This window comes from Pseudomonas sp. MF6776, from assembly GCF_016613125.1.
In the GTDB taxonomy this organism is placed as follows: Bacteria; Pseudomonadota; Gammaproteobacteria; order Pseudomonadales; family Pseudomonadaceae; genus Aquipseudomonas; species Aquipseudomonas iridis.
Genome location: NZ_JAENSQ010000003.1, coordinates 76,912 through 96,802, shown reverse-complemented (window position 1 = coordinate 96,802; position 19,891 = coordinate 76,912). Strand labels below are relative to the sequence as shown.

The following is a 19,891-nucleotide window of genomic DNA, read 5'->3' as shown; positions in this document are numbered from 1 at the left end:
AACCCCCTGTAGGAGCTGTCGAGTGAAACGAGGCTGCGATCTTTTGATTTTGATCTTTAAAAACAACATCAAAAGATCGCAGCGTGCCGCAGTTCCTACAGGGGATTTGTGGTGGGCAGGTTTAGAGTGGCAGCTTCAGTTCAGCACACAACCCGCCGCCCTCGCGGTTGCTTAAGGTCAACGAGCCGCCGAGGGCTATTGCCAATTGCTGGGCGATGGCAAGACCCAGACCCGTGCCGCCAGTGCTGCGATTGCGCGAGTTTTCCACGCGGTAGAACGGCTCCATCACTTGCGCCAGATCGGCTTCGGCGATGCCCGGGCCGCGATCCATGACGGTGATCGACAGCTTTCCCTTGTTCGCTGCGACCCACACCTCGGCACCACCAGCGAATTTCAAGGCATTGTCGGTCAGGTTCACCAGCACCCGGCGCAACGCGTGCGGACGGGTCTCGACGACTACATCACTTTTTCCGATCAGTTGTACTTTTTTGCCCATGTCCTGATAGTCGAACACCAGGCTCTCGAGGAACGAATCCATGTTGGTGCGCCGACTTTCTTCGGTCGAGCCATGGATGCTGCGGGCGTAGGCCACACCTTCGCGCACCAGGTGTTCCATTTCGCCGAGGTCGTTGCACAGTTTTTCCTTCTCTGCTGAGTCGTCCATGAACTCGGCCCGCAGTTTCATCCGCGTGATCGGGGTTTGCAGGTCATGGGAGATCGCGGCCAGCAGTTGCATGCGTTCCTTGAGATAGGTGGCAATCCGCGCCTGCATCGTGTTGAAGGCGCGGGCGGCGTAGACCACTTCGTTCGGACCTTTCTCGTCCAGTTGAATCGGGTGCGCGTTGGGATCAAGGGTTTCCACGGCGTTGGCCAGCCGCGTCAGGGGCCGGATGGCGATGCGCACGGCCAGCCAGGTGCAGGCGATCATCAGCGCCAGTTGCCCGAGCAGCACCACTGGCAGCCACGGCGACAGTGGCGTCATCGCGGGCCGCACGTCGATGGTTACCGGGCTGCCGTCGCTCAGGCGCAGGTGGCCTTGAAAATGCTTTTTCGGGCCGGGAATATCGGTGAAGGTCAGGGGATATTTATCGCCCAGGACCTCAGTGATTGAGGTGACCGCAATGGGCACGTCGGCGGACTTGATCGGCGTACCGCCGTCGCCTTCGCTCAGCAGATAGCCGTAATTGTTGCGCGCCAGGCGCTCGAGCCAGGCCGGACGCTCCTCGGCCGGCAGGCGATCAAGAATCGCAATTGAGGTCGAGACGTCGGTTTGCAGATTACCGAGCATGGTGCTTTTTGCACTCTGATAACGCTCGTAATACTGCGCACCAAACGACAGCGCCTGGGCGAGAATCAACCCGACCAGAAAAATCAGCGACAAGCGCGAGGCCAGTGTGCGCGGCCAGTGCAGGTTAAGTGTCATGCCGGGGCACCGAGTAACTCGACCGGCAGTGAGAACACGTAACCTTCGCTGCGCACGGTCTTGATGTAGGCCGGCTCACGGGCGTCATCGAGCAGGCGCTGGCGCAAACGGCTGACCAGCAAATCGATGGAACGGTCGAACAGATCCGCGTCGCGGCCTTGGGTCAGGTTGAGCAATTGATCGCGGCTGAGTACCCGTTGCGGATGATCGAGAAACACCCGCAGCAAACGATATTCGGCGCCACTGAGCGCCACCATGGTGCCGTCCTTGTCCAGCAGGTGTCGGGCTGAGGTGTCCAGTTGCCAGCGACCGAACGCCAGCAAACGACCGGCTTCGGTGACCACCAGATTCGGCGGCAGCATTCGCGTGCGGCGCAGTACGGCGTTGATCCGCGCCAGCAGTTCGCGGGCGGCGAAGGGTTTGGTCAGATAGTCGTCCGCGCCCATTTCCAGACCGATGATGCGGTCGGTTTCGTCATTGCGTGCGGTGAGCATCAACACCGGCGTCGCCTTGTGCTTGCCCACGCGCAATTCGCGGCACAACTGCAGGCCATCGTCGCCGGGCATCATGATGTCGAGCACGATCAGGTCGACCGTGTTGGTTTCGAGAAAGCTGCGCATCTGCCGGCCATCGGCGACGACGGTGGTGCGCAGACCGTTCTTTTTCAGGTAATTGCCGACCAGCTCGCGGATCTCGCGATCGTCGTCGACGATGAGAATGTGATCGACATGTTCCATGGGGCCTGGCCTCTGGCAAAGGGGAATGTCACGCAGTCTATCGAGCCTTCGGGTGCTCGCCTGCCTGCCTTTGTATTGCAGTGTATCTGGCGTTACAAGCGATACACGCAGACGTAAAAAAGCGATTTGTTCAGGGTTTTGTATCGCTGTGTATCTCCGGGCGGCGCAGATACACAGCGAGGGTTAGCCGCCATTTCCCGACACATGCGCGATACCTCGTGAGCCTCAAATAGGCTCCATCGAGGCACTCCATGACGCCTCGGCTCAAACCCTTTGCAGCCATGAGGAACACGCCATGAAAAACTCGTCCGTTATCGCCGCCTGCCTGTTTGCCGCCCTGAACATCTGCACCCTGTCGGCCCGCGCCGAAGCCGAAGTCACCGCGCAAACTTACAACTACGGCACCCACCTGGATATCCAGAAAGTCATTTCGCTGACCCAGGACAACTCGGTGACCTGCGGGATTGTCGATGCGCGCATGACTTATCTGGATTCGGCCGGCAAAACCCGCGTACTCGATTACAGCAAATTCGCTGACGGTTGCAACGACGGCAACTGAGTATCACTTGTTTACAGGCAGAACCTTATGAACAACGTCCCTCGGTTCCCTCCCGCCAATCCAAGGTGATTTTATGTACTTGATCGCGTTTCTCGGCGGCCTGTTGACCGTCCTCAGTCCCTGCATCTTGCCGGTGGTGCCGTTCCTGTTTGCCAACGCCGACCGTAAACGCTCCTCGATCCTGCTGACCCTCGGCGGCATGACCCTGACCTTCGCCCTGATCTCAAGCCTGGCCGTGGTCAGCAGTGAGTGGGTGATTCAGGCCAGCAACACCGGCCGCCACATCGCCTTGATCGTCATGGCGCTGTTTGCGCTGTCGCTGATCTCGGCGCGCGTGGGTGACTGGCTGGCGCGACCGTTTGTGTTGCTCGGCAACCATCTCGACCCGGACGCCAGCAAGAAGGCCGGGCCCATGGGGTCGGTGATGATCGGCGTGGCCACAGGGTTGCTCTGGGCACCCTGCGCCGGGCCGATCCTCGGCGTGATCCTCACTGGCGCCATGCTGCAAGGCGCCAACGCCCAGACCAGCCTGTTGCTGCTGGCCTACGGCGCGGGGAGTGCGCTGTCGCTGGGGACGTTGATTTTCGCCGGTCGTGGCGTGGTCAATCGCTTGAAACCTTCGATTCCGTTCACCGGGTGGTTTCGTCGCGGCGCCGGTGTTGCAGTGCTTGCCGGCGTGGCAGTGATATCCACCGGCGCCGATAAAACCTTGCTGGCCGGCACGTCGTCCGAAGGCGTCACCAGCGTCGAGAGAAACGTGCTGGAGAACGTGCCGAAAGTGGTCGACTTCCTCGTCAGCAAAGTCAGCGCAGATTCGAGGATGGACGAGAGTAAAGGCGCCATGCCGTCGCTGTCCGGTGCCGTGCAATGGCTCAATTCACCGCAACTGAGCGCCGAATCCCTGCGTGGCAAAGTCGTGCTGGTGGATTTCTGGACCTACGACTGCATCAACTGCCAGCGCACCCTGCCGTACGTCAAAGACTGGGCGAAGAAGTACGAGAAGGATGGCCTGGTGGTGATTGGCGTACACACCCCGGAATACGGCTACGAGCGGATCATCGACAATGTTCGGGACCAAGTGCAGAAACTCGGCATCACCTACCCGGTGGCCATCGACAACAACTATGCGATCTGGCGCGCCTTCGACAATCAGTACTGGCCGGCGCACTACCTGATCGACGCCAAGGGGCAGATGCGTTACAGCCACTTCGGCGAAGGTCGCTACGAAGCGCAGGAGCAAATGATCAAGCAGTTGCTGGAAGAGGCCAAGGCCCCGGCTGCCTGATCAAACAACTCAATGGCTCAGAGGTCACGCACCATGAGCCATTGTTCGTTGTCCCAGGCGCGAAAGCGTTCCAGTACTGCCCAGCCGCGTTTGGCGTAGTAGTCCTGTTTGTTCTGCGTGTGCAGATACAGGCGGGGGAGGCCGCGGTTTTTTGCTTCCCGACAAACCCCGTCGATCAACTGCTGTGCCAGACCTTGCCCGCGAACCTCTGGGTCGACGAACACGCAGGCCAGCCACGGGCCGAGATCCTGCCGATGTTCGAGATCATCGCGGGCCAGCGCCGCACCACCGACCAAGCGGTCGCCGTCCAGTGCGATCAGACAGGACCAGTCGCCATTGCTTTGGCCCTCGGCAAATTCACGCTGCCATTGAGCCAAAGGTTGATGGGCGTATTCGTATTGAAATTGCTGGTGGATCCATGCGGCATAGGTGTCGCTGTGCTGCATGTGGCTGGCGAGCCATTCGAATTGCACGGGCATGACTGAAGTCCGTTCAGAGGGCGAGCGGGCATCAGAAACCAATCGCCGGATTCTGGCAATGCCGTGAGTGTTGCGCCCGCTTAACAAATGTCCACCACTTATCGGCAAAGCGGCGGTTTTATGGGGCTGCCGGACGATCGGCGGAGACGCCAAACAGGCTCGGCGCGATAGTGGACAAGCCGCCTAACAGCAAACGGAGCTCGAATTCATGAGTACCCCGATTGATCTCACTGCCTTGAAGGAACGCCAGAAAGTCGCCTGGGCCAGTGGCGACTACGCCGTGATCGGCACCACGCTACAAATTGTCGGCGAAAACCTCGCCGAAGCCTGCGATCTGCGCTGCGATGAAGAGGTGCTGGATGTGGCTGCCGGCAACGGCAACGCGACCTTGGCAGCGGCGCGGTTGTCTGGTGACCTCGACCGATTACGTTGCGATGCTGCTCGAGCGCGGCCAGGATCGCGCCCGCGCCGAACATCTGGAAGTGACTTTTCAAGTCGCCGACGCGGAAGCCTTGCCGTTCGCCGATGGCAGTTTTGCCGCGGTGCTGTCGACGTTCGGGGTGATGTTTGCCCCCGATCAGGACAAGGCCGCTGCCGAATTGGCGCGGGTCTGCCGGCGTGGTGGGCGGATCGGTCTGGCCAACTGGACGCCGGAAGGATTTGTCGGGCAGATGTTCAAGACCCTCGGCCGGTATCTGCCACCGCCGGCCGGCGCGCAGCCGCCGTCGAACTGGGGTACGGAGGCGTGGCTGCACAAACATTTCGATGATCACGATTTTGTCGTGCAGGTCGCGCGGCGCGAATTCAATTTCCGCTATCGTTCGGCAGCGCATTTCATCGACATCTTTCGGCACTGGTACGGCCCGGTGCACAAGGCTTTCGCGGCGCTGCCACCGGAAAGCGGTCAGGCGCTGGAAAGTGATCTGGCGGATTTGCTCAACCGGTCGAACCGCGCGGGGGAGGACTCGCTGGTGGTGCCGAGTAAGTATCTGGAGGTGGTGATCAACAAGCGCTGAGTTAAACCTGATCCTTCAGCTCGGCGCAGATCCTTGTGGGAGCTGGCTTGCCAGCGATAGCGGTCAACCGGTAAACAACTCTGTTGACTGACACTGCGCCATCGCTGGCAAGCCAGCTCCCACAGGGTTTCGCATTGGGATTGCCGGAGTTTATTTCACCTGCGACCGATCAAACCATTCCAGCGCCGTGCGCCAGATGCAGATCCCCAGAAAGTAAGCCGACATCAGCAACCACAAACCCATCACCAATGGGTTGATCACCGGATGGTTGAGCACCAGCGACAGACTGCAAAGCAGCCAGATCGCTGTCACGGCAATGTTGATCGGCATGAACCGACGCACACGGAACGGATGCAGGAATTTCATCCGTGTCACGGTCAGCAACGCCAGGCCGATGACGGTCAGAAAGGTGATCCATGGCCCAGGGCCGATGATGTAGAGGCACAGTGCGACCACGTTCCACGCAGCAGGGAAGCCGACGAAGTAGTTGTCCTTGCTCTTCATGTTGACGTTGCAGAAACAGAACAGTGACGACACCAGAATCAGCGACACCGTCAGTAACAGCGTGTAATCCGGCAGCGGAATATAGCGATAGATGAACAGTGCCGGGATAAACACGTAAGTCAGGTAATCGATCACCAGATCAAGGACCGAGCCGTCGAAACTCGGCAGCACCGACTGCACATTGACCTTGCGCGCCAGTGCGCCGTCAAGGCCATCGACGATCAGGGCCACCCCCAGCCACATCAGGCAGTGGGTGGGTTGGTTTTCCAGCAGGGCGAGGGTGGCCAGAAATGCAGTGACCACGCCGGTCGCGGTAAAACCATGGGCGCCCCAGGCTTTGAGCCTGGCTATGTGGACGGTGGATATCACGGGGGCGTTCTCCAGAAATTAATGCCAGCCGGGTATTACCCTTGGACAGCAAGGGCGCCGGCAAACCGGTTCGGGTTGCAGCTATCGACCGGTCGGGCCGGGATAAGGTTCACCCACCCTGAATCTTAGCTGGCCATCGAAAAAACAGGCGAGTGAAATACATTAGCAGTTTCGGCATCGGCCAAACGGTGCTGGCGCAACGCCCGCAGCGGTCTATCGTTGCCAGACGCAATAAATTTCAATGCTTGAGGATGACGCCATGAACACCAGCGATTTGCTTGAACAACTGCTGCGGGGCCAGGGCTCGGCCGGTCAGCAAAGTGGTGCGGCGGCCGGTGGCGGTTTAGGCGGCCTCGGTGGATTGCTGGGGGGCTTGCTCGGTGGCGCGGATTCTACAGGCACACGTGGTGGCGCTGCGGCTGGCGGCCTTGGCGGGTTGGGTGGCTTGCTCGGCGGGCTGCTCGGTGGCGGTGGCGGTGGGTTGGGCGGCGCACTGGGTGGCGGCACGCAAAGTCGTTCCGGCGGCAATAATTATGCGGCGCTGGCATCGTTGGGGATGATGGCCTATCAGGCGTATCAAGCCTGGCAACGCAACCAGGCCAGCACGGCGGCGCAGCAAACGCCGCAGACGGCCAATCTGCTCGCCGGCCCGGAAATCGAAGAGCACAGCCACGCGGTGTTGCGCGCCTTGATCGCAGCGGCCAAGGCGGACGGGCGCATCGACGAAACGGAAAAACATCTTATAAGCAGCGAAATCGGCAAACACACCGATGACCCGCAACTACAGCAATGGCTGGACGCCGAAGTCGCCAAACCACTCAATGCCGCCGAAGTCGCACAAGCCGCAAACAACGACCCGGCTGTGGCCGCCGAGATGTACCTGGCCAGCATCATGCTGGTGGACGACCAGCAAGATGCTGAACGCGCTTATCTGGACGAGCTGGCGGCGGCGCTGGGGATTGATCCTGAGTTGCAGGTGCATCTGGAGCAACAGGCCAACGGCACAGCCTGAGATCAGAGGTTAAACACCGTCCGTCAGGGCTTTTTTGAGGTCGATTGAATTTTTGGCACGCGCAGCCCCTCTGCTGCTGTAGAGGCGCGAAACAGCGCCGTACCAATCGACCGAGAATATTGCCATGACTGTCCTGACACGTTTGCAATCTGTGCCGGCCCAAGCACAAGCGATCACTCCCGCCGGCAACCTGCGTGGCATTTACGAAACGCTATTGCGCGAGGAGAACTCGCAAGGCCTCGCGCAAACGTTCTTGAACGAACAGCTGCGACGCGCCGCCGCGTTGCCCGAGGAACTCCCTCACGATCCATCGACCTGGCACGACTGGGTCGCCGAGCACTGCGCCGATGTTGCCCGCCAATACGCCGATTACCTGCAACAACGCAAGGCAGGTGGGCCTCGGCAATTTTTTACCAGCAAGGCTCATGCGCTGTACTTTCTGCAAGCGGTTGCACCTACCAAACTGGTCGATGGTGCGTGGCTGTATGGGTTGTTGCAGCATTGGCGCGATCCACGCTTTAGCGGCTTGCTGTGCACCTATCTGGAAGAACTGGGCGAGGGTAATCCGGCGCAAAACCATGTGGTGATCTACCGCAAACTGCTGGGCGAGCACGACCTCGCTCATGCCAGCCCCCTGGAAGACGGCCGCTATCTGCAAGGCGCGCTGCAACTCGCGCTCGGTGCCTGCGGCGATGATTTCCTGCCTGAGGTGATCGGCTACAACCTCGGCTATGAACAACTACCGCTGCATTTGCTGATCAGCAGTTACGAACTCAGCGAGTTGGGCATTGATCCGTACTACTTCACCCTCCACGTGACCATCGACAACGCCAGCACCGGCCATGCGCAAAAAGCCGTGCAGGCCGTTCTGGATCTGTTGCCACTTGAGGCTGATCGCGCCGACTTTATGCGTCGGTTTTCGCTGGGTTATCGGCTCAATGATCTTGGGCAGGGCAGCCGCGCAATCATCGAAGGGTTCGACCTTGAGCGCGAATTGCTGGCGATGCTGGAGCGCAAGTGCCCATTCGCTCAGCACATGCACTCGGACTATTGCCGCTTTGAAGGGAAAACCGTCAACCAGTGGCTGGCCGAGCCCGAGCATCTGCCCGGCTTCCTGCAAGCCTTGCAGAACAAAGGCTGGATCAAACGCCACGAAGACCCGCAGGCCAGCCGCTTCTGGCAGTTGATCGACGGCGATGGCGCGGCCATGTTCGGTGTGTTCAGCGCCTACGAAAAACAACTGGTGCGTGACTGGATTGCCGGTGACTGGAAACCCGCGAACAAACCCACCCCGTTACGTCGGCACGCCCCCGCCAACTCACCGATCGAGGTGCCTGAACAGGACCCCGATGTGCAGCAGCTCAACGACACGCTGCAAGGGCAGGATGGCCACGCCCAAATGGCGTCGCTCATCCCATGGCTCGCGCCGGCCCGGCATGCGCACCCGGCCGGTCTGCTCGCGACCCGCCGCTTCATCGAACTCAAATCCCGTTTGCCTTAAGGAAATCGTCAATGACTCAGGAAGATCAACTGTCCACCCATGACCTCGCGCTGCTGCAATTGGGCCGGCGCTTGCAAGCTGACGGCTACCGTTTCACCACCCCGACGCCGCTGACCCACCAGCGGGTCAACCAGCGCGATGAAGGTCAATTCGCCGACTCTTTGCGCGATGTCTTTGGCTGGTCACGGCCCTTTGAACCGGGCTTGTTGTCCGCCGATGAACAGCAGCAACTGCTGGAAGCTCAAGTCATCGACACGTACGAAGGGCACCTGAAGAGTCGGGTGCGCTGGTCGAGTCTGGACGATATGTTGTTTGTGCATTCGGCGTTTCCCACGGATGCCGCCGACTCGGTGTTTTTCGGCCCGGACACCTACCGTTTCGCGCAGTTGATTCACGCACATTTGCAGCAGAACTTCGCGCCGATCCACCGCGCAGTCGACATCGGCTGTGGCGCCGGCGTCGGCGCGATCCTGATCGCCCGTGCCCGCCGCGAAGCGCAAGTGCTGGCGCTGGATATCAACCCCGCTGCACTGCGCCTGACCACAGTCAACGCGGCACTGGCGGAAGTGGCCAACGTCGAAGCGTGTAACAGCGACATTCTGCAAGGCGTCGACGGCGATTTCGATTTGATCGTTGCCAACCCGCCGTACATGGCTGATCCGGCCGCACGCGCCTATCGGCATGGCGGCGGCACACTGGGCGCCGGGCTGTCGTTGCGTATCGTCGAGCAGGCACTCAATCGGCTGACACCGGGCGGTTCCCTGGTGCTGTACACCGGCGTGGCGATGGTCGATGGTCGCGACCCGTTTCTCGATACCGTGCTGCCACGACTCGATGAATCGCGCTTTGGCTGGACGTACCGCGAGCTCGACCCGGATGTGTTCGGAGAAGAACTGTTGAACCCCGGTTATCAGCGAGTCGACCGGATTGCCGTGGTCGCCCTGACCGTGACCCGTATTGGCTGAAACAAGGCAGGTGCGCCATGAGCAGGAACCTCGATGACTACAACAGCATGCGCGATTTCTCGGCAACCTCTGAACCGGCGGCAGTAAAACGTTCGGGCAAGAAAACCGCCGGCGATCACGCCTTGCAGTTCTGCATCCAGAAGCACGACGCCTCGCACCTGCATTACGATTTTCGCCTCGAACTCGATGGCGCGCTGAAGAGCTGGGCGGTGCCGAAGGGGCCGTCGCTCGACCCCAAGGTCAAACGCCTGGCGGTGCATGTCGAAGACCATCCGCTGGATTATGCGACGTTCGAAGGCAGTATTCCTGAAGGGCATTACGGCGCCGGGGATGTGATTGTCTGGGATCGCGGCGTATGGATTCCGCTGGAAGATCCGCAAAAGGCCTACGCCAAGGGCAAGCTCAAATTTGAACTGCAAGGCGAGAAATTGGCCGGCGTCTGGAATCTGGTGCGCACGCACATGCCGGGCAAAAAGGAAAACTGGTTTCTGATCAAACATCAGGACAGCGCCGCCCGCCCGCAGAACGACTATGACGTGCTGGTGGCGGAGCCGGACAGCGTGCTCAGCGAGCGAACGTTGGTCGACAAACCGAAGCTTGCGGCCAAGCAGGTCAAACCGCTGGAGAAGGCAGCCCCCAAGACCCGCAAAAAGGCTTCGGGTACGTTGACCGGCGCACACAAAGCGAAGATCCCCGCGCAGCTCAAACCGGAGTTGGCGACCTTAGTCGACAGCGCACCTGCAGGCGAGTGGAGTTACGAGATCAAGTTTGACGGCTACCGGATCATGGCGCGGATCGATCATGATCAGGTGCAGTTGTTCACGCGCAATGGTCACGACTGGACGCACAAGTTGCCGAAACAGGCCGAAGCCCTTGCCGCGCTGGGACTGGAATCGGCCTGGCTCGACGGTGAAATAGTGGTGGCCAACGAGCAGGGCGTGCCGGATTTTCAGGCGCTGCAAAATGCCTTCGATTCCGGCAGCAGCACCGACATTGTGTATTACCTTTTCGACGTGCCCTATCTCAACGGCGTCGACCTGCGGGAAGTCGCCGTCGAAGAGCGCCGCGCAGCACTGTCCACGGTTCTCGGCGCCCATGAGCAGCCCTTGTTGCGGTTCTCTGAAGCCTTTGATGAGACCCCGGATGCGCTGCTCAACAGCGCGTGTCAGATGCAAATGGAAGGCCTGATCGGCAAACGCCTCGGCTCGCCCTACGTGTCGCGGCGCAGTGGCGACTGGATCAAGCTCAAGTGCAAACATCGCCAGGAATTCGTCATCGTCGGCTACACCGACCCAAAAGGTGCGCGCAGTGCGTTTGGCGCATTGTTGCTGGGGCTGCATGACCGCGACAGTGGTGAGTTGCGCTATGCCGGCAAGGTCGGCACCGGTTTCAATGAAACGACGCTGAAAAGCATCCTCGCTCAACTCAAACCGTTGCAGGTCAAGACCGCTGCAGTGGTCAATCCACCCAGCGGTTTCGAGGCCAAAGGCGTGCACTGGCTTAAGCCGAAGTTGCTGGCAGAAGTCGCGTTTGCGCAAATGACCAAGGATGGCTCGGTGCGCCACGCAGTGTTTCATGGTTTGCGCGATGACAAACCGGCGAAGGACATCACCGAGGAGCGAGCCAAGCCCGTGAAGAAGTCAGAGAGCAAAACCACCGCGAAGAAACCGGCGAAAAAAGCCGTTGCGAGTAAACCTGCACCGGCCGAAACCGCGCCCTCACAGCTCGGCCTGGCCAATGGCAAAGTACGCATCACCCACCCCGATCGAGTGATCGACGCCGTCAGTGGCACCACCAAAATGCAGTTGGCCGAGTATTACGCCAGCGTCGCCGAATGGATTCTGCCGCAACTCAAGGATCGCCCGGTTGCCTTGGTACGCGCGCCGGATGGCATCGCCGGCGAATTGTTCTTCCAGAAAAACGCCGAGCACTTGGCAATACCCGGTATTACCACGCTGGACAAGGAGGTTACCGGTCAACCGGTGATGCTGATCAACAATGCCGAAGCGTTGATTGGCGCGGTGCAGATGAGCACTGTCGAACTGCACACCTGGAACGCCACCACGGTTGACCTGGAAAAGCCCGACCGCTTCGTTCTCGACCTTGACCCGGACCCGGCGCTGCCGTGGAAAAGCATGGTCGAAGCCACTGCGCTGACCCTCACGGTGCTGGATGAGCTGGGGCTCAAGGCTTTCCTCAAGACCAGCGGCGGCAAGGGCATTCACCTGGTGGTGCCGCTGACGCGCAAACTGGGGTGGGACGAGGTCAAGGATTTCAGCCACGCGATTGTCAGTCATATGGCCAAGCTGTTGCCGGATCGTTTTTCCGCGGTGTCCGGGCCGAAAAATCGCGTCGGGAAGATCTTCATTGATTACCTGCGAAATGGCCTCGGGGCCACGACCATATGCACTTATGCGGCGCGTACTCGCGAAGGTCTGCCGGTGTCGGTGCCGCTGTTTCGGGAGGAAGTGGCCGAGATCAAGGGCGGTAATCAGTGGAACATCCACAACGTCCATGAGCGGCTGGCCGAGGTCGGCGACGAGCCTTGGGCGGATATGAAGAAAACCCGCCAGAGCATCACTGCCGAGATGCGCAAACGAGTGGACATGAAGAAGTGATCAGGTACCGCGCAGCAAGTCGTGGGCGTTGAGCAGTTCGAAGGCGATCTGCGGGTTATTGCTGAGCCCCCGGCGAATTGCTGCCGGTATCGACTTGCGCGTCTTGCGGCACAGCCCCGGAATTTTCTCGATCTGAATATCGATGCCCAGCATGGTGCGGACTTCGTGAAAGCCTGGCGATATGTCGACACGAATCCCCAACTGCTCATACATGCGGTTTTGCAGATGCCGGAGATCGGCGAGGTCTTTGAGCGTTTCCAGTCGTGCGAGCAAGACTTTCTCTTGCTCGCGGGTCAACAGCAGGATGCGCAAATCCGCATCTGACATTTCCACCAACAGGTCGCGCCCGCAATCGCAGGCGCCGGGTGGGCAGGGTGAGCGCATTGGCGCAGGAGTCGTCATGGCCTCCATCATAGAGGCCGTCGGACAATTTTGCCTATGCGCCTTCAGCTGCCGTCCATCGGCGGCTTCGTCCGTGACAGCTACTGATTCAACCCTTCGTAATGCACCAGAATCGCGTTGGCCAGGTCTTCATCGCTGGCATTGATGCCGGGATTGTCCTGACGAACCTGTTGCAGCACCGATTCAAGATAAACCCCACGAATGGCCCCGCCACTGGCGACAAATGCAGACAGGTCGTCACGAGCCGGAATCACCATTTTGTGATCCTTGAAGGTCGAATACAGCGACGCGGAGACACCTGCAGAGGTCGCGACATCTTTGGCATCAACTCTGGCCAGAGCAGTACCCACGGGCAGGCATAAGAGTAAAGAAGAAACGAGCACTAACTTGCGCATGACGGTATTCCTCCACAAGCGCGAAGCAAAAGGGAAGTACTACATAGGTGAGAGGGGCGCGAGGGGCGGGAGTTCCCTAAGGGGGCGCGGGTGACGCGGTCGCGAGTCACCCGGCCTGATGAAGGGTGTTCAGATGACGCCGCACGCCATGCGATCGCCGCCACCACCCAGAGGTTTGGGCATGTCGGCATGGTTATCGCCGCCGGCGTGAACCATCAGCGCGTGGCCTTTGATCTCGGAGATTTTCTTCAGGCGCGGCGCCAGCACCGGATAATTGGCGATACCGTCAGCGGTCACGTAAACCGCCGGCAGGTCGCCCAGATGACCGTCTGCATAGGGCCCGAGGTGTTTGCCGGTTTTCTGTGGATCGAAGTGGCCACCAGCAGCCAGTGCAGCACCTTTGACGCCGTCCTTCATGCCGGCCTCGCAGCTACCGTTTTCATGCACATGAAAGCCATGAACGCCGGCCGGCAAGGATTTCAGATCCGGTGTAAACAGCAGGCCATAAGGCGTCTCGCTGATCGTCACCGCACCGATTGCCTGGGGTGCACCGTCAGCGCTAACCAGATTGATGGTGACTTTTTCAGTTGCCGCCTGAGCGGTACCGATGGCCAAGGTGCCGAGCAAACCCAACCAGATTGCGCGTTTCATAAGCGTTTCCTTTTGCTACACGATTTTCAGAAGACCGAATCAATGACCTTTGCGCATTAACGGGCGATGAACGCTGGATTCGGCTACGTTGCAAAATGAGACTCGTCGCACATTCCGAAAGTTTTGTCGGGGTTGCGTCTGCACGCTGACAACTGCTGACACGTTCTGGCGTAGCAGAACGGCGCAAACAGGCTTAACTGAAGGACTAACGGGCTTTTTCAGCGTACCCAGAGAGGATTTCACCGTGTCGATCAAACTGCGTTTAGTGTTGCTGATTGTTACCAGTCTACTGACGGCATTGATCGTCAGTCTGGTCAGCTACGTCGGCAACCTGCGGATGGCTACGGCCGTCAGCGACAACGCGGTCAGCATGAGCGCGCTGCGCAACCACATGGAAGCCGACATGATGCACGACGCCCTGCGTGCCGATGTCTACTCGGCGATGCTGGTAGGCCTGGGCAAAAGCACCAGCACGGCGGCCGAAGTACGCGCGTCGATTGGTGAACACGCGGGGCATTTCCGCGAAGTGCTTGAGGAGAACATCAAGCTGCCGATCAACCCGGCATTGCGCACGGCGCTGGAGCAGATCAAGCCCAGCCTCGACACGTATATCGACGCCGGTGAGCGCATTGTCCGGCTGGCGCTGGACAATCCAGAGGCGGCGCAACAGCAACTCGGCAGTTTCAACAACGTGTTCGGTCAGCTCGAAGAGCAAATGGCTGCGCTGAGTGAATTGATTGAAACCAATACGGCGCAAACCAGCCAAGGCACTGAAGCGGCGATTCGCAATGCCAATATCGCACTCGGCGTTGTGTTGGTCGCCAGTTTGCTATTGCTGCTGGCGCAAGGCCGCTCGGTGATCCTGAGCATCATGGGGCCGTTGAAGGCCGCTAGCCGTATCGCCGAAAGCATTGCTCACGGCAACCTCAGCGAGCCGATCGTCGAGCCTTCAGGCAAGGACGAGGCCAGCGTCTTGATTCGCACGTTGGCAACCATGCAGCGGGACCTGCGGAACATGATCGATGTGGTGCGGCGCAATGCCCAAGGCGTCAGCGGCATGAGCCAACAACTGAGCCACGGCTGTCATCAGGTTGCCGACAGCAGCCAGCAGCAAAGCGCCGCTGCCGGGACCATGGCCGCGGCCGCCAGCCAGATGACCGCGAGTATCGAGGACATTACCCGCCACGCCGAACGCGCTTTGGGCATGGCCAATCAGGCGCAGTCCCTGGCGAAGAATGGTGGCCAGGTGATCCACCAGGTGGTGAGCGACATGGACGATATCGCTCGTTCCGCGCAACAGTCGGCGCAGGTGATTCGCACGCTGGATCAGGAGTCCGAAGGTATTTTCAACATCATTCAGGTGATCAAGGGCATTGCCGACCAGACCAACCTGCTGGCGCTCAATGCCGCCATCGAAGCGGCCCGGGCGGGCGAGCAGGGCAGGGGCTTTGCGGTGGTGGCTGACGAAGTGCGCAGTCTGGCCGCGCGAACCAGTGCATCAACCCAGGAAATCGCCGCCATGGTTGCGCGCATCCAGCACAGCACGCGCGAGGCCGTCAGCAGCATGGAGGCGGGCGTGGCGCAGGTCGACAAGGGCATGGCGGTGACAGCTGACGTCGAGCGGGCGATTCGCGAAATCCTTGAGGCGACGTTGAGCACCACGCAACTGGTCAACGATATCACCCGCACGATCGGAGAGCAGAGCCTGGCCAGTAACGAAATCGCCCATCAGGTGGAAATGATTGCGGGGATGTCCGAGGGCAATAGTCGAGTGATTGGTCAAACGGCGAATACCACGGATGAGTTGTCGAGCCTTGCGGGGCAGTTGGCGCAGTCGGTGGATCGGTTTCGGTTGTGAGAGGGTTGACCGTGGATTTGTGGAGTCTGGTCGGCCGTCATCGCGGTCAGGCTCACTCCCACAGTTCTGATCCGCGCCAGACACCCTGTCCGCATCCAGCACAAATCCCTGTGGGAGCTGGCTTGCCAGCGATAGCGGTGGACCAGTCGACATCGATGCTGATTGTGCCGGCAGGGTCATGTTCGGCGCCCGGCTGCCGATAAGTCCCTGAGCGGAAAAAGACTCTCAGGTCGGGAACAGACGCGCGGGTTTGCCATGACGTGATATTCTGCGCGCCAACTTGGTTTGACCTCATTCAGTTTGCTTGCCTTACGGGCGGGCTGACGGAATCCCTGTCGCTCAAGTAGCTGAGCCAATAATGATAAGAAGTCAGTTCAGAAGGGACATTAACTGAGGTCGATGCGGCATGTCGGCCTTGTGTGCCCACCCGTCAAAATTGAAGTGTGCCGCAATCCCAGACGCCAGCCTGAGCGTCATCAAAGCGGATCGCATGCAGATAACAGAGGCGGGCGGAAGGCGTTTTATCATAGGTGCAACAGATGTTTAAGAAAGTGAACACGGCCTTGCTAGGGCTGGCTTTGTCGATGGGGCTGACCTCCGTTCATGCGGCAGAGGCCAAGAAAGTCGACGTACTGCTGATCGGCGGCGGCATCATGAGCACCACCCTGGGTGTGTGGATCAATGAGCTGGAACCGACCTGGTCGATGGAAATGGTCGAGCGCCTTGATGGCGTCGCCCTGGAAAGCTCCAACGGCTGGAACAACGCCGGTACCGGTCACTCGGCCCTGGCCGAGCTCAACTACACCCCGGAAGACGACAAAGGCAACGTCACGATCCCGAAAGCCGTCGAGATCAACGAAGCGTTCCAGGTTTCCCGTCAGTTCTGGGCCTGGCAGGTTCAGCAAGGCGTTCTGAAGAACCCTCGCTCATTCATCAACACCACTCCGCACATGAGCTTTGTGTGGGGCGATGACAACATCAAGTTCCTGAAAAAGCGTTACGAAGCCCTGCAAGCGAGCCCGCTGTTCGCCGGCATGCAGTACTCCGAAGACCCGGCTGTGATCAAGAAGTGGGTCCCGCTGATGATGGAAGGGCGTGACCCGAACCAGAAAATCGCGGCCACCTGGAGCCCGCTGGGTACCGACATGAACTTCGGCGAAATCACCCGCCAGTTCGCCGGTTACCTGCAGACCAAGCCTAATTTCGACTTGAAACTGTCCAGCGAAGTGCAGGACATCACCAAGAACGAAGACGGCACCTGGCGCGTCAGCTACAAAAACCTGAAAGACGGCACCAAAACCGAAACCGACGCCAAGTTCGTGTTCATCGGCGCGGGCGGCGGTGCACTGCACCTGCTGCAGAAGTCGGGCATTCCAGAAGCCAAGGAATATGCTGGCTTCCCGGTTGGCGGCTCGTTCCTGGTGACCGAAAACGCGACCATCGCCGAGCAGCACCTGGCCAAGGCCTACGGTAAAGCCTCGGTTGGCGCACCGCCGATGTCCGTCCCGCACCTGGACACCCGTGTCCTGGACGGCAAGCGCGTCATTCTGTTTGGCCCATTCGCGACCTTCAGCACCAAGTTCCTGAAGGAAGGCTCGTACCTGGACCTGCTGACCAGCACCACCACCCACAACATCTGGCCTATGACCAAGGTCGGCATCAAGGAATACCCGCTGGTCGAGTACCTTGCCGGTCAACTGATGCTGTCGGATGAAGACCGTCTGGACGCGCTGAAGGAATACTTCCCGAACGCCAAAGCCGAAGACTGGCGCCTGTGGCAGGCCGGCCAACGCGTGCAAATCATCAAGCGTGATGAAGCGGCTGGCGGCGTGCTGAAACTGGGCACCGAAATCGTTGCCTCGCAAGACGGCTCCATCGCCGGCCTGCTGGGCGCATCGCCAGGCGCGTCGACCGCTGCACCGATCATGCTGAGCGTGCTGCAGAAAGTCTTCAAAGACAAAGTCGCGACCCCAGAGTGGCAATCCAAGCTGCACCAGATCGTTCCAAGCTACGGCACTCAGCTGAACAGCGATCCAGCCAAAGTGGCTGCAGAGTGGGCTTACACCGCTAAAATCCTCGAGCTGCCGACGCCTCCAGTGATCGGTCAGGTTGCTGCTCCCGCGGCGCCTGCAGCTGAAAAAGCTGAAGCACCAAAGGAAAACGCTGCACGTGACATGGCTCTGTAACTAGACCCCTGACACACAAAGCCCACTGAACCGGCGACGGTCAGTGGGCTTTTTTGTGCCTGCAGGCAATTGCGGTTGATATCAGGCTTTGGCGGCAGCCAAGTAGACACCGAGGCGTCGGCCCATTTCTTCGCCCAGCGCTTGCAGCCCGCTGAGTGGTCGCACCATCACCTCAAACTCGACGATCTTGCCGCGCTCATCGAAGCGAATCATGTCGATACCTTTAAGTTCCTTCGCGCCCACCTTGGCACTGAACTCCAGAATCACATTCAAACCGTCAGCCGTCGCCAGTTCGCGGTGATATTCAAAATCCTCGAATACCTCAAACACCGTGTTGAGAATCATCGCCACGACCTGCGCGCCAGGGTAAGGCGTGTGCGCCATCGGCGAGCGGAATACGGCGTTGGCATCAAGTAGCGCGGGCAGGGCGCTCAGGTCACCGGTACGGATCATCTCGTGCCAGCGGTTCAGGGATTCGGCGGCACCGGGTTGCAGGTTCAGATCAGTCATTTGCACCTCTGGATTTTTGTTGTTCTTGGACTCTAGATCAAAGGGCCGGCAGGGCAAGTTTAATGTCGCTGCCTGATATCGCTCTATGACATTCCCTGTAGGAGCTCTCGAGCGAAGCGAGGCAGCGATCTTTTGACCCTGTTTTCAAGATCAAAAGATCGCAGCGTGCCGCAGCTCCTACAGATCAGATCTCATCTGATACGCTTTTTTCGTTTCCATCTGCCTCTGTATTCGGTTCAGATGCAGGATCAAACTGCCCCCGCAGTTCGGTCACTCGCGACAGTCCTTCATCCCGAAGCGTCCAGTGCACCGCAAGCTCAGCATTAAGGAGAGCAACATGAACAAGATGGCGTATTTTCTGGGTGGGTTTTTAATTCTTACCGTTCTGATCGGCATGCTTGCGACGATTTCTCCTGTCTGAAGCGATGTGCTTCATATGACGGCCACAGGTGTGCGGCGCGAATCGTGTTTAAATGCCGCGCCTCACACCTGTAGATGGATTTACCCCCCATGGCCGAACCGCGTATCCGCGCCCTCGCACTCTGCGTTTTTCAGCACAACGGCAGAATTCTGGTTAACGAGTTTCGTGACCCAGTCAGTCAGCAAACCTGCTTTCGGCCCATCGGCGGCGGGATCGATTTCGGCGAGACCAGCGCCGAAGCGATCGTGCGCGAAGTGCAGGAAGAGTTGGGCCAGTCGATAACGGACCTGCGCCTGCTCGGCACGCTCGAAAGCCTGTTCATCTATAACGGCAAACCGGGACACGAGATCGTTCAGGTCTACGACGCGTCGTTTACCGACCCAAGCGTGTACACGCATGCGCAGATCAAAGGCCACGAAAGTGACGGCGCGCCCTTTACCGTGAGCTGGCATGACAGCTCAAGCTTCAGCGAGCAGGCGCCATTGGTGCCCAAGGGATTGGGCGATTTGCTGAAAAACGCCGGTTTGCTGGATTGACCTAAGCCCTCAGCGCTGGCGACGTTCGGTGCCTTCAGGGTTGCCAGTGTCGAGCAATCTTCTTTCCACCAATACGTTCTCCAGCGCCTGACGCTCGACGGGCTTCATTTGGTGTTCGCGCTTTTTCAGCTCCAGCAGGATGGGACTAGACCAGGTGCGATAGGTCTGTTCGATGTTGCGGCGGGACATCATCAGTCTCTCCTTGATTAAGAGCCCGGTATTACTGGCAGGGGCTCTGTCCGATGAGACATTGACCTTAGACGACAAACCGGAAAGCCGCTAATACCCTGGGTTCAGTGGGAGCTGGCTCGCTTCAGGTGGACTCTCCAAATAGTTGCGACTAAGCGCTAAATGAACAGATTTCCTGTTTGCTAGTGTGGTAGGCCTACAGACACGACTTTAGGAGCGGACTTGTCTGTACCTATAAGCGAAAAAGCAGTTTCAAAATCTATCCATGTCGGTGA

General features: G+C 59.3%; 18 protein-coding genes and 2 pseudogenes. 11 read left to right on the top strand and 9 right to left on the bottom strand.

What is annotated here, in order from left to right; translation table 11 throughout:
* Nucleotides 1–121: 121 nt before the first annotated feature.
* A complete protein-coding gene (locus JJD74_RS04245; RefSeq protein ID WP_047301871.1) occupies nucleotides 122–1,423 on the bottom strand; it encodes an ATP-binding protein in 1,302 nt (433 codons plus the stop codon).
* Nucleotides 1,420–2,160 carry a response regulator gene (locus JJD74_RS04240; protein WP_047301869.1) on the bottom strand — a complete coding sequence of 247 codons (741 nt, stop codon included), beginning with the start codon at nucleotides 2,158–2,160 and terminating at the stop codon, nucleotides 1,420–1,422. Before JJD74_RS04240 ends, JJD74_RS04245 begins: the two co-directional genes overlap by 4 nt.
* Before the next feature lie 295 nt (nucleotides 2,161–2,455).
* Between JJD74_RS04240 and JJD74_RS04235 the strand changes: the two genes are divergently transcribed.
* Both JJD74_RS04235 and JJD74_RS04230 read left to right on the top strand, forming a co-directional pair.
* Nucleotides 2,456–2,719, top strand: coding sequence for a DUF2790 domain-containing protein (locus tag JJD74_RS04235; protein WP_042559815.1), 264 nt, complete (start codon nucleotides 2,456–2,458; stop codon nucleotides 2,717–2,719).
* Between the two features lie 73 nt (nucleotides 2,720–2,792).
* The gene (locus tag JJD74_RS04230) at nucleotides 2,793–4,004 is read left to right on the top strand and encodes a cytochrome c biogenesis protein DipZ (RefSeq protein WP_200611662.1); all 1,212 of its coding nucleotides are present in this window, start codon (nucleotides 2,793–2,795) and stop codon (nucleotides 4,002–4,004) included.
* 17 nt (nucleotides 4,005–4,021) lie between these two features.
* Here JJD74_RS04230 and JJD74_RS04225 read toward each other — a convergent pair whose 3' ends face one another.
* Nucleotides 4,022–4,483: a GNAT family N-acetyltransferase gene (locus JJD74_RS04225; RefSeq protein WP_200611659.1), complete on the bottom strand. Its 462-nt coding sequence runs from the start codon at nucleotides 4,481–4,483 to the stop codon at nucleotides 4,022–4,024.
* A gap of 208 nt (nucleotides 4,484–4,691) precedes the next feature.
* Here JJD74_RS04225 and JJD74_RS04220 point away from each other — a divergent pair.
* A pseudogene (locus JJD74_RS04220) lies at nucleotides 4,692–5,499 on the top strand (class I SAM-dependent methyltransferase).
* 150 nt (nucleotides 5,500–5,649) lie between these two features.
* Here the strand turns inward: JJD74_RS04220 and pcsA are convergent.
* The gene (gene pcsA, locus JJD74_RS04215) at nucleotides 5,650–6,372 is read right to left on the bottom strand and encodes a phosphatidylcholine synthase (RefSeq protein ID WP_042559811.1); all 723 of its coding nucleotides are present in this window, start codon (nucleotides 6,370–6,372) and stop codon (nucleotides 5,650–5,652) included.
* A 259-nt stretch (nucleotides 6,373–6,631) separates the two neighbouring features.
* Between pcsA and JJD74_RS04210 the strand changes: the two genes are divergently transcribed.
* From JJD74_RS04210 to ligD, 4 genes are all read left to right on the top strand, one after another.
* On the top strand, nucleotides 6,632–7,384 hold the full coding sequence (locus tag JJD74_RS04210) for a tellurite resistance TerB family protein (protein ID WP_200611656.1): 753 nt from the start codon (nucleotides 6,632–6,634) through the stop codon (nucleotides 7,382–7,384).
* 124 nt (nucleotides 7,385–7,508) lie between these two features.
* Nucleotides 7,509–8,885 carry an iron-containing redox enzyme family protein gene (locus JJD74_RS04205; protein ID WP_200611654.1) on the top strand — a complete coding sequence of 459 codons (1,377 nt, stop codon included), beginning with the start codon at nucleotides 7,509–7,511 and terminating at the stop codon, nucleotides 8,883–8,885.
* Between the two features lie 11 nt (nucleotides 8,886–8,896).
* Nucleotides 8,897–9,850 carry a methyltransferase gene (locus JJD74_RS04200; protein ID WP_200611652.1) on the top strand — a complete coding sequence of 318 codons (954 nt, stop codon included), beginning with the start codon at nucleotides 8,897–8,899 and terminating at the stop codon, nucleotides 9,848–9,850.
* A gap of 17 nt (nucleotides 9,851–9,867) precedes the next feature.
* Nucleotides 9,868–12,468, top strand: a complete 2,601-nt coding sequence (gene ligD, locus JJD74_RS04195) for a DNA ligase D (protein WP_200611651.1) — start codon at nucleotides 9,868–9,870, stop codon at nucleotides 12,466–12,468.
* Here the strand turns inward: ligD and JJD74_RS04190 are convergent, their stop codons facing one another.
* From JJD74_RS04190 to sodC, 3 genes are all read right to left on the bottom strand, one after another.
* Nucleotides 12,469–12,870: a hypothetical protein gene (locus JJD74_RS04190; RefSeq protein WP_196304164.1), complete on the bottom strand. Its 402-nt coding sequence runs from the start codon at nucleotides 12,868–12,870 to the stop codon at nucleotides 12,469–12,471.
* Nucleotides 12,871–12,950: 80 nt separating this feature from the next.
* Nucleotides 12,951–13,265, bottom strand: a complete 315-nt coding sequence (locus tag JJD74_RS04185) for a DUF2388 domain-containing protein (protein ID WP_042559656.1) — start codon at nucleotides 13,263–13,265, stop codon at nucleotides 12,951–12,953.
* A gap of 129 nt (nucleotides 13,266–13,394) precedes the next feature.
* The gene (gene sodC / locus JJD74_RS04180; protein WP_042559655.1) at nucleotides 13,395–13,916 is read right to left on the bottom strand and encodes a superoxide dismutase family protein; all 522 of its coding nucleotides are present in this window, start codon (nucleotides 13,914–13,916) and stop codon (nucleotides 13,395–13,397) included.
* Nucleotides 13,917–14,160: 244 nt separating this feature from the next.
* Between sodC and JJD74_RS31330 the strand changes: the two are divergent.
* The 3 genes and pseudogenes from JJD74_RS31330 to mqo form a co-directional block, all read left to right on the top strand.
* Nucleotides 14,161–14,916: pseudogene (locus tag JJD74_RS31330) on the top strand (MCP four helix bundle domain-containing protein); the annotation flags it as partial.
* On the top strand, nucleotides 14,911–15,774 hold the full coding sequence (locus JJD74_RS31325; RefSeq protein ID WP_395602939.1) for a methyl-accepting chemotaxis protein: 864 nt from the start codon (nucleotides 14,911–14,913) through the stop codon (nucleotides 15,772–15,774). The pseudogene JJD74_RS31330 and the gene JJD74_RS31325, both read left to right, overlap by 6 nt.
* 539 nt (nucleotides 15,775–16,313) lie before the next feature.
* Nucleotides 16,314–17,960, top strand: coding sequence for a malate dehydrogenase (quinone) (gene mqo / locus JJD74_RS04170; protein ID WP_042559653.1), 1,647 nt, complete (start codon nucleotides 16,314–16,316; stop codon nucleotides 17,958–17,960).
* Nucleotides 17,961–18,041: 81 nt separating this feature from the next.
* On the opposite strand, the gene JJD74_RS04165 is transcribed toward mqo, so the two are convergent.
* Nucleotides 18,042–18,470: a nuclear transport factor 2 family protein gene (locus tag JJD74_RS04165; RefSeq protein WP_047301847.1), complete on the bottom strand. Its 429-nt coding sequence runs from the start codon at nucleotides 18,468–18,470 to the stop codon at nucleotides 18,042–18,044.
* Between the two features lie 510 nt (nucleotides 18,471–18,980).
* On the opposite strand from JJD74_RS04165, the gene JJD74_RS04160 reads away from it, so the two are divergent.
* The gene (locus JJD74_RS04160; protein WP_200611644.1) at nucleotides 18,981–19,427 is read left to right on the top strand and encodes an NUDIX hydrolase; all 447 of its coding nucleotides are present in this window, start codon (nucleotides 18,981–18,983) and stop codon (nucleotides 19,425–19,427) included.
* A 9-nt stretch (nucleotides 19,428–19,436) separates the two neighbouring features.
* Here the strand turns inward: JJD74_RS04160 and JJD74_RS04155 are convergent, their stop codons facing one another.
* A complete protein-coding gene (locus JJD74_RS04155) occupies nucleotides 19,437–19,619 on the bottom strand; it encodes a hypothetical protein (RefSeq protein WP_042559650.1) in 183 nt (60 codons plus the stop codon).
* Between the last annotated feature and the right edge of the window lie 272 nt (nucleotides 19,620–19,891).

What these genes read in the sequence shown, in the direction of transcription:
- JJD74_RS04245 (WP_047301871.1), bottom strand. Translation starts at nt 1,423, where the DNA reads ATGACACTTAACCTGCACTGGCCGCGCACACTGGCCTCGCGCTTGTCG.
- JJD74_RS04240 (WP_047301869.1), bottom strand. Translation starts at nt 2,160, where the DNA reads ATGGAACATGTCGATCACATTCTCATCGTCGACGACGATCGCGAGATC.
- JJD74_RS04235 (WP_042559815.1), top strand. Translation starts at nt 2,456, where the DNA reads ATGAAAAACTCGTCCGTTATCGCCGCCTGCCTGTTTGCCGCCCTGAAC.
- JJD74_RS04230 (WP_200611662.1), top strand. Translation starts at nt 2,793, where the DNA reads ATGTACTTGATCGCGTTTCTCGGCGGCCTGTTGACCGTCCTCAGTCCC.
- JJD74_RS04225 (WP_200611659.1), bottom strand. Translation starts at nt 4,483, where the DNA reads ATGCCCGTGCAATTCGAATGGCTCGCCAGCCACATGCAGCACAGCGAC.
- JJD74_RS04210 (WP_200611656.1), top strand. Translation starts at nt 6,632, where the DNA reads ATGAACACCAGCGATTTGCTTGAACAACTGCTGCGGGGCCAGGGCTCG.
- JJD74_RS04205 (WP_200611654.1), top strand. Translation starts at nt 7,509, where the DNA reads ATGACTGTCCTGACACGTTTGCAATCTGTGCCGGCCCAAGCACAAGCG.
- JJD74_RS04200 (WP_200611652.1), top strand. Translation starts at nt 8,897, where the DNA reads ATGACTCAGGAAGATCAACTGTCCACCCATGACCTCGCGCTGCTGCAA.
- ligD (WP_200611651.1), top strand. Translation starts at nt 9,868, where the DNA reads ATGAGCAGGAACCTCGATGACTACAACAGCATGCGCGATTTCTCGGCA.
- JJD74_RS04190 (WP_196304164.1), bottom strand. Translation starts at nt 12,870, where the DNA reads ATGACGACTCCTGCGCCAATGCGCTCACCCTGCCCACCCGGCGCCTGC.
- JJD74_RS04185 (WP_042559656.1), bottom strand. Translation starts at nt 13,265, where the DNA reads ATGCGCAAGTTAGTGCTCGTTTCTTCTTTACTCTTATGCCTGCCCGTG.
- sodC (WP_042559655.1), bottom strand. Translation starts at nt 13,916, where the DNA reads ATGAAACGCGCAATCTGGTTGGGTTTGCTCGGCACCTTGGCCATCGGT.
- JJD74_RS31325 (WP_395602939.1), top strand. Translation starts at nt 14,911, where the DNA reads ATGCAGCGGGACCTGCGGAACATGATCGATGTGGTGCGGCGCAATGCC.
- mqo (WP_042559653.1), top strand. Translation starts at nt 16,314, where the DNA reads ATGTTTAAGAAAGTGAACACGGCCTTGCTAGGGCTGGCTTTGTCGATG.
- JJD74_RS04165 (WP_047301847.1), bottom strand. Translation starts at nt 18,470, where the DNA reads ATGACTGATCTGAACCTGCAACCCGGTGCCGCCGAATCCCTGAACCGC.
- JJD74_RS04160 (WP_200611644.1), top strand. Translation starts at nt 18,981, where the DNA reads ATGGCCGAACCGCGTATCCGCGCCCTCGCACTCTGCGTTTTTCAGCAC.
- JJD74_RS04155 (WP_042559650.1), bottom strand. Translation starts at nt 19,619, where the DNA reads ATGATGTCCCGCCGCAACATCGAACAGACCTATCGCACCTGGTCTAGT.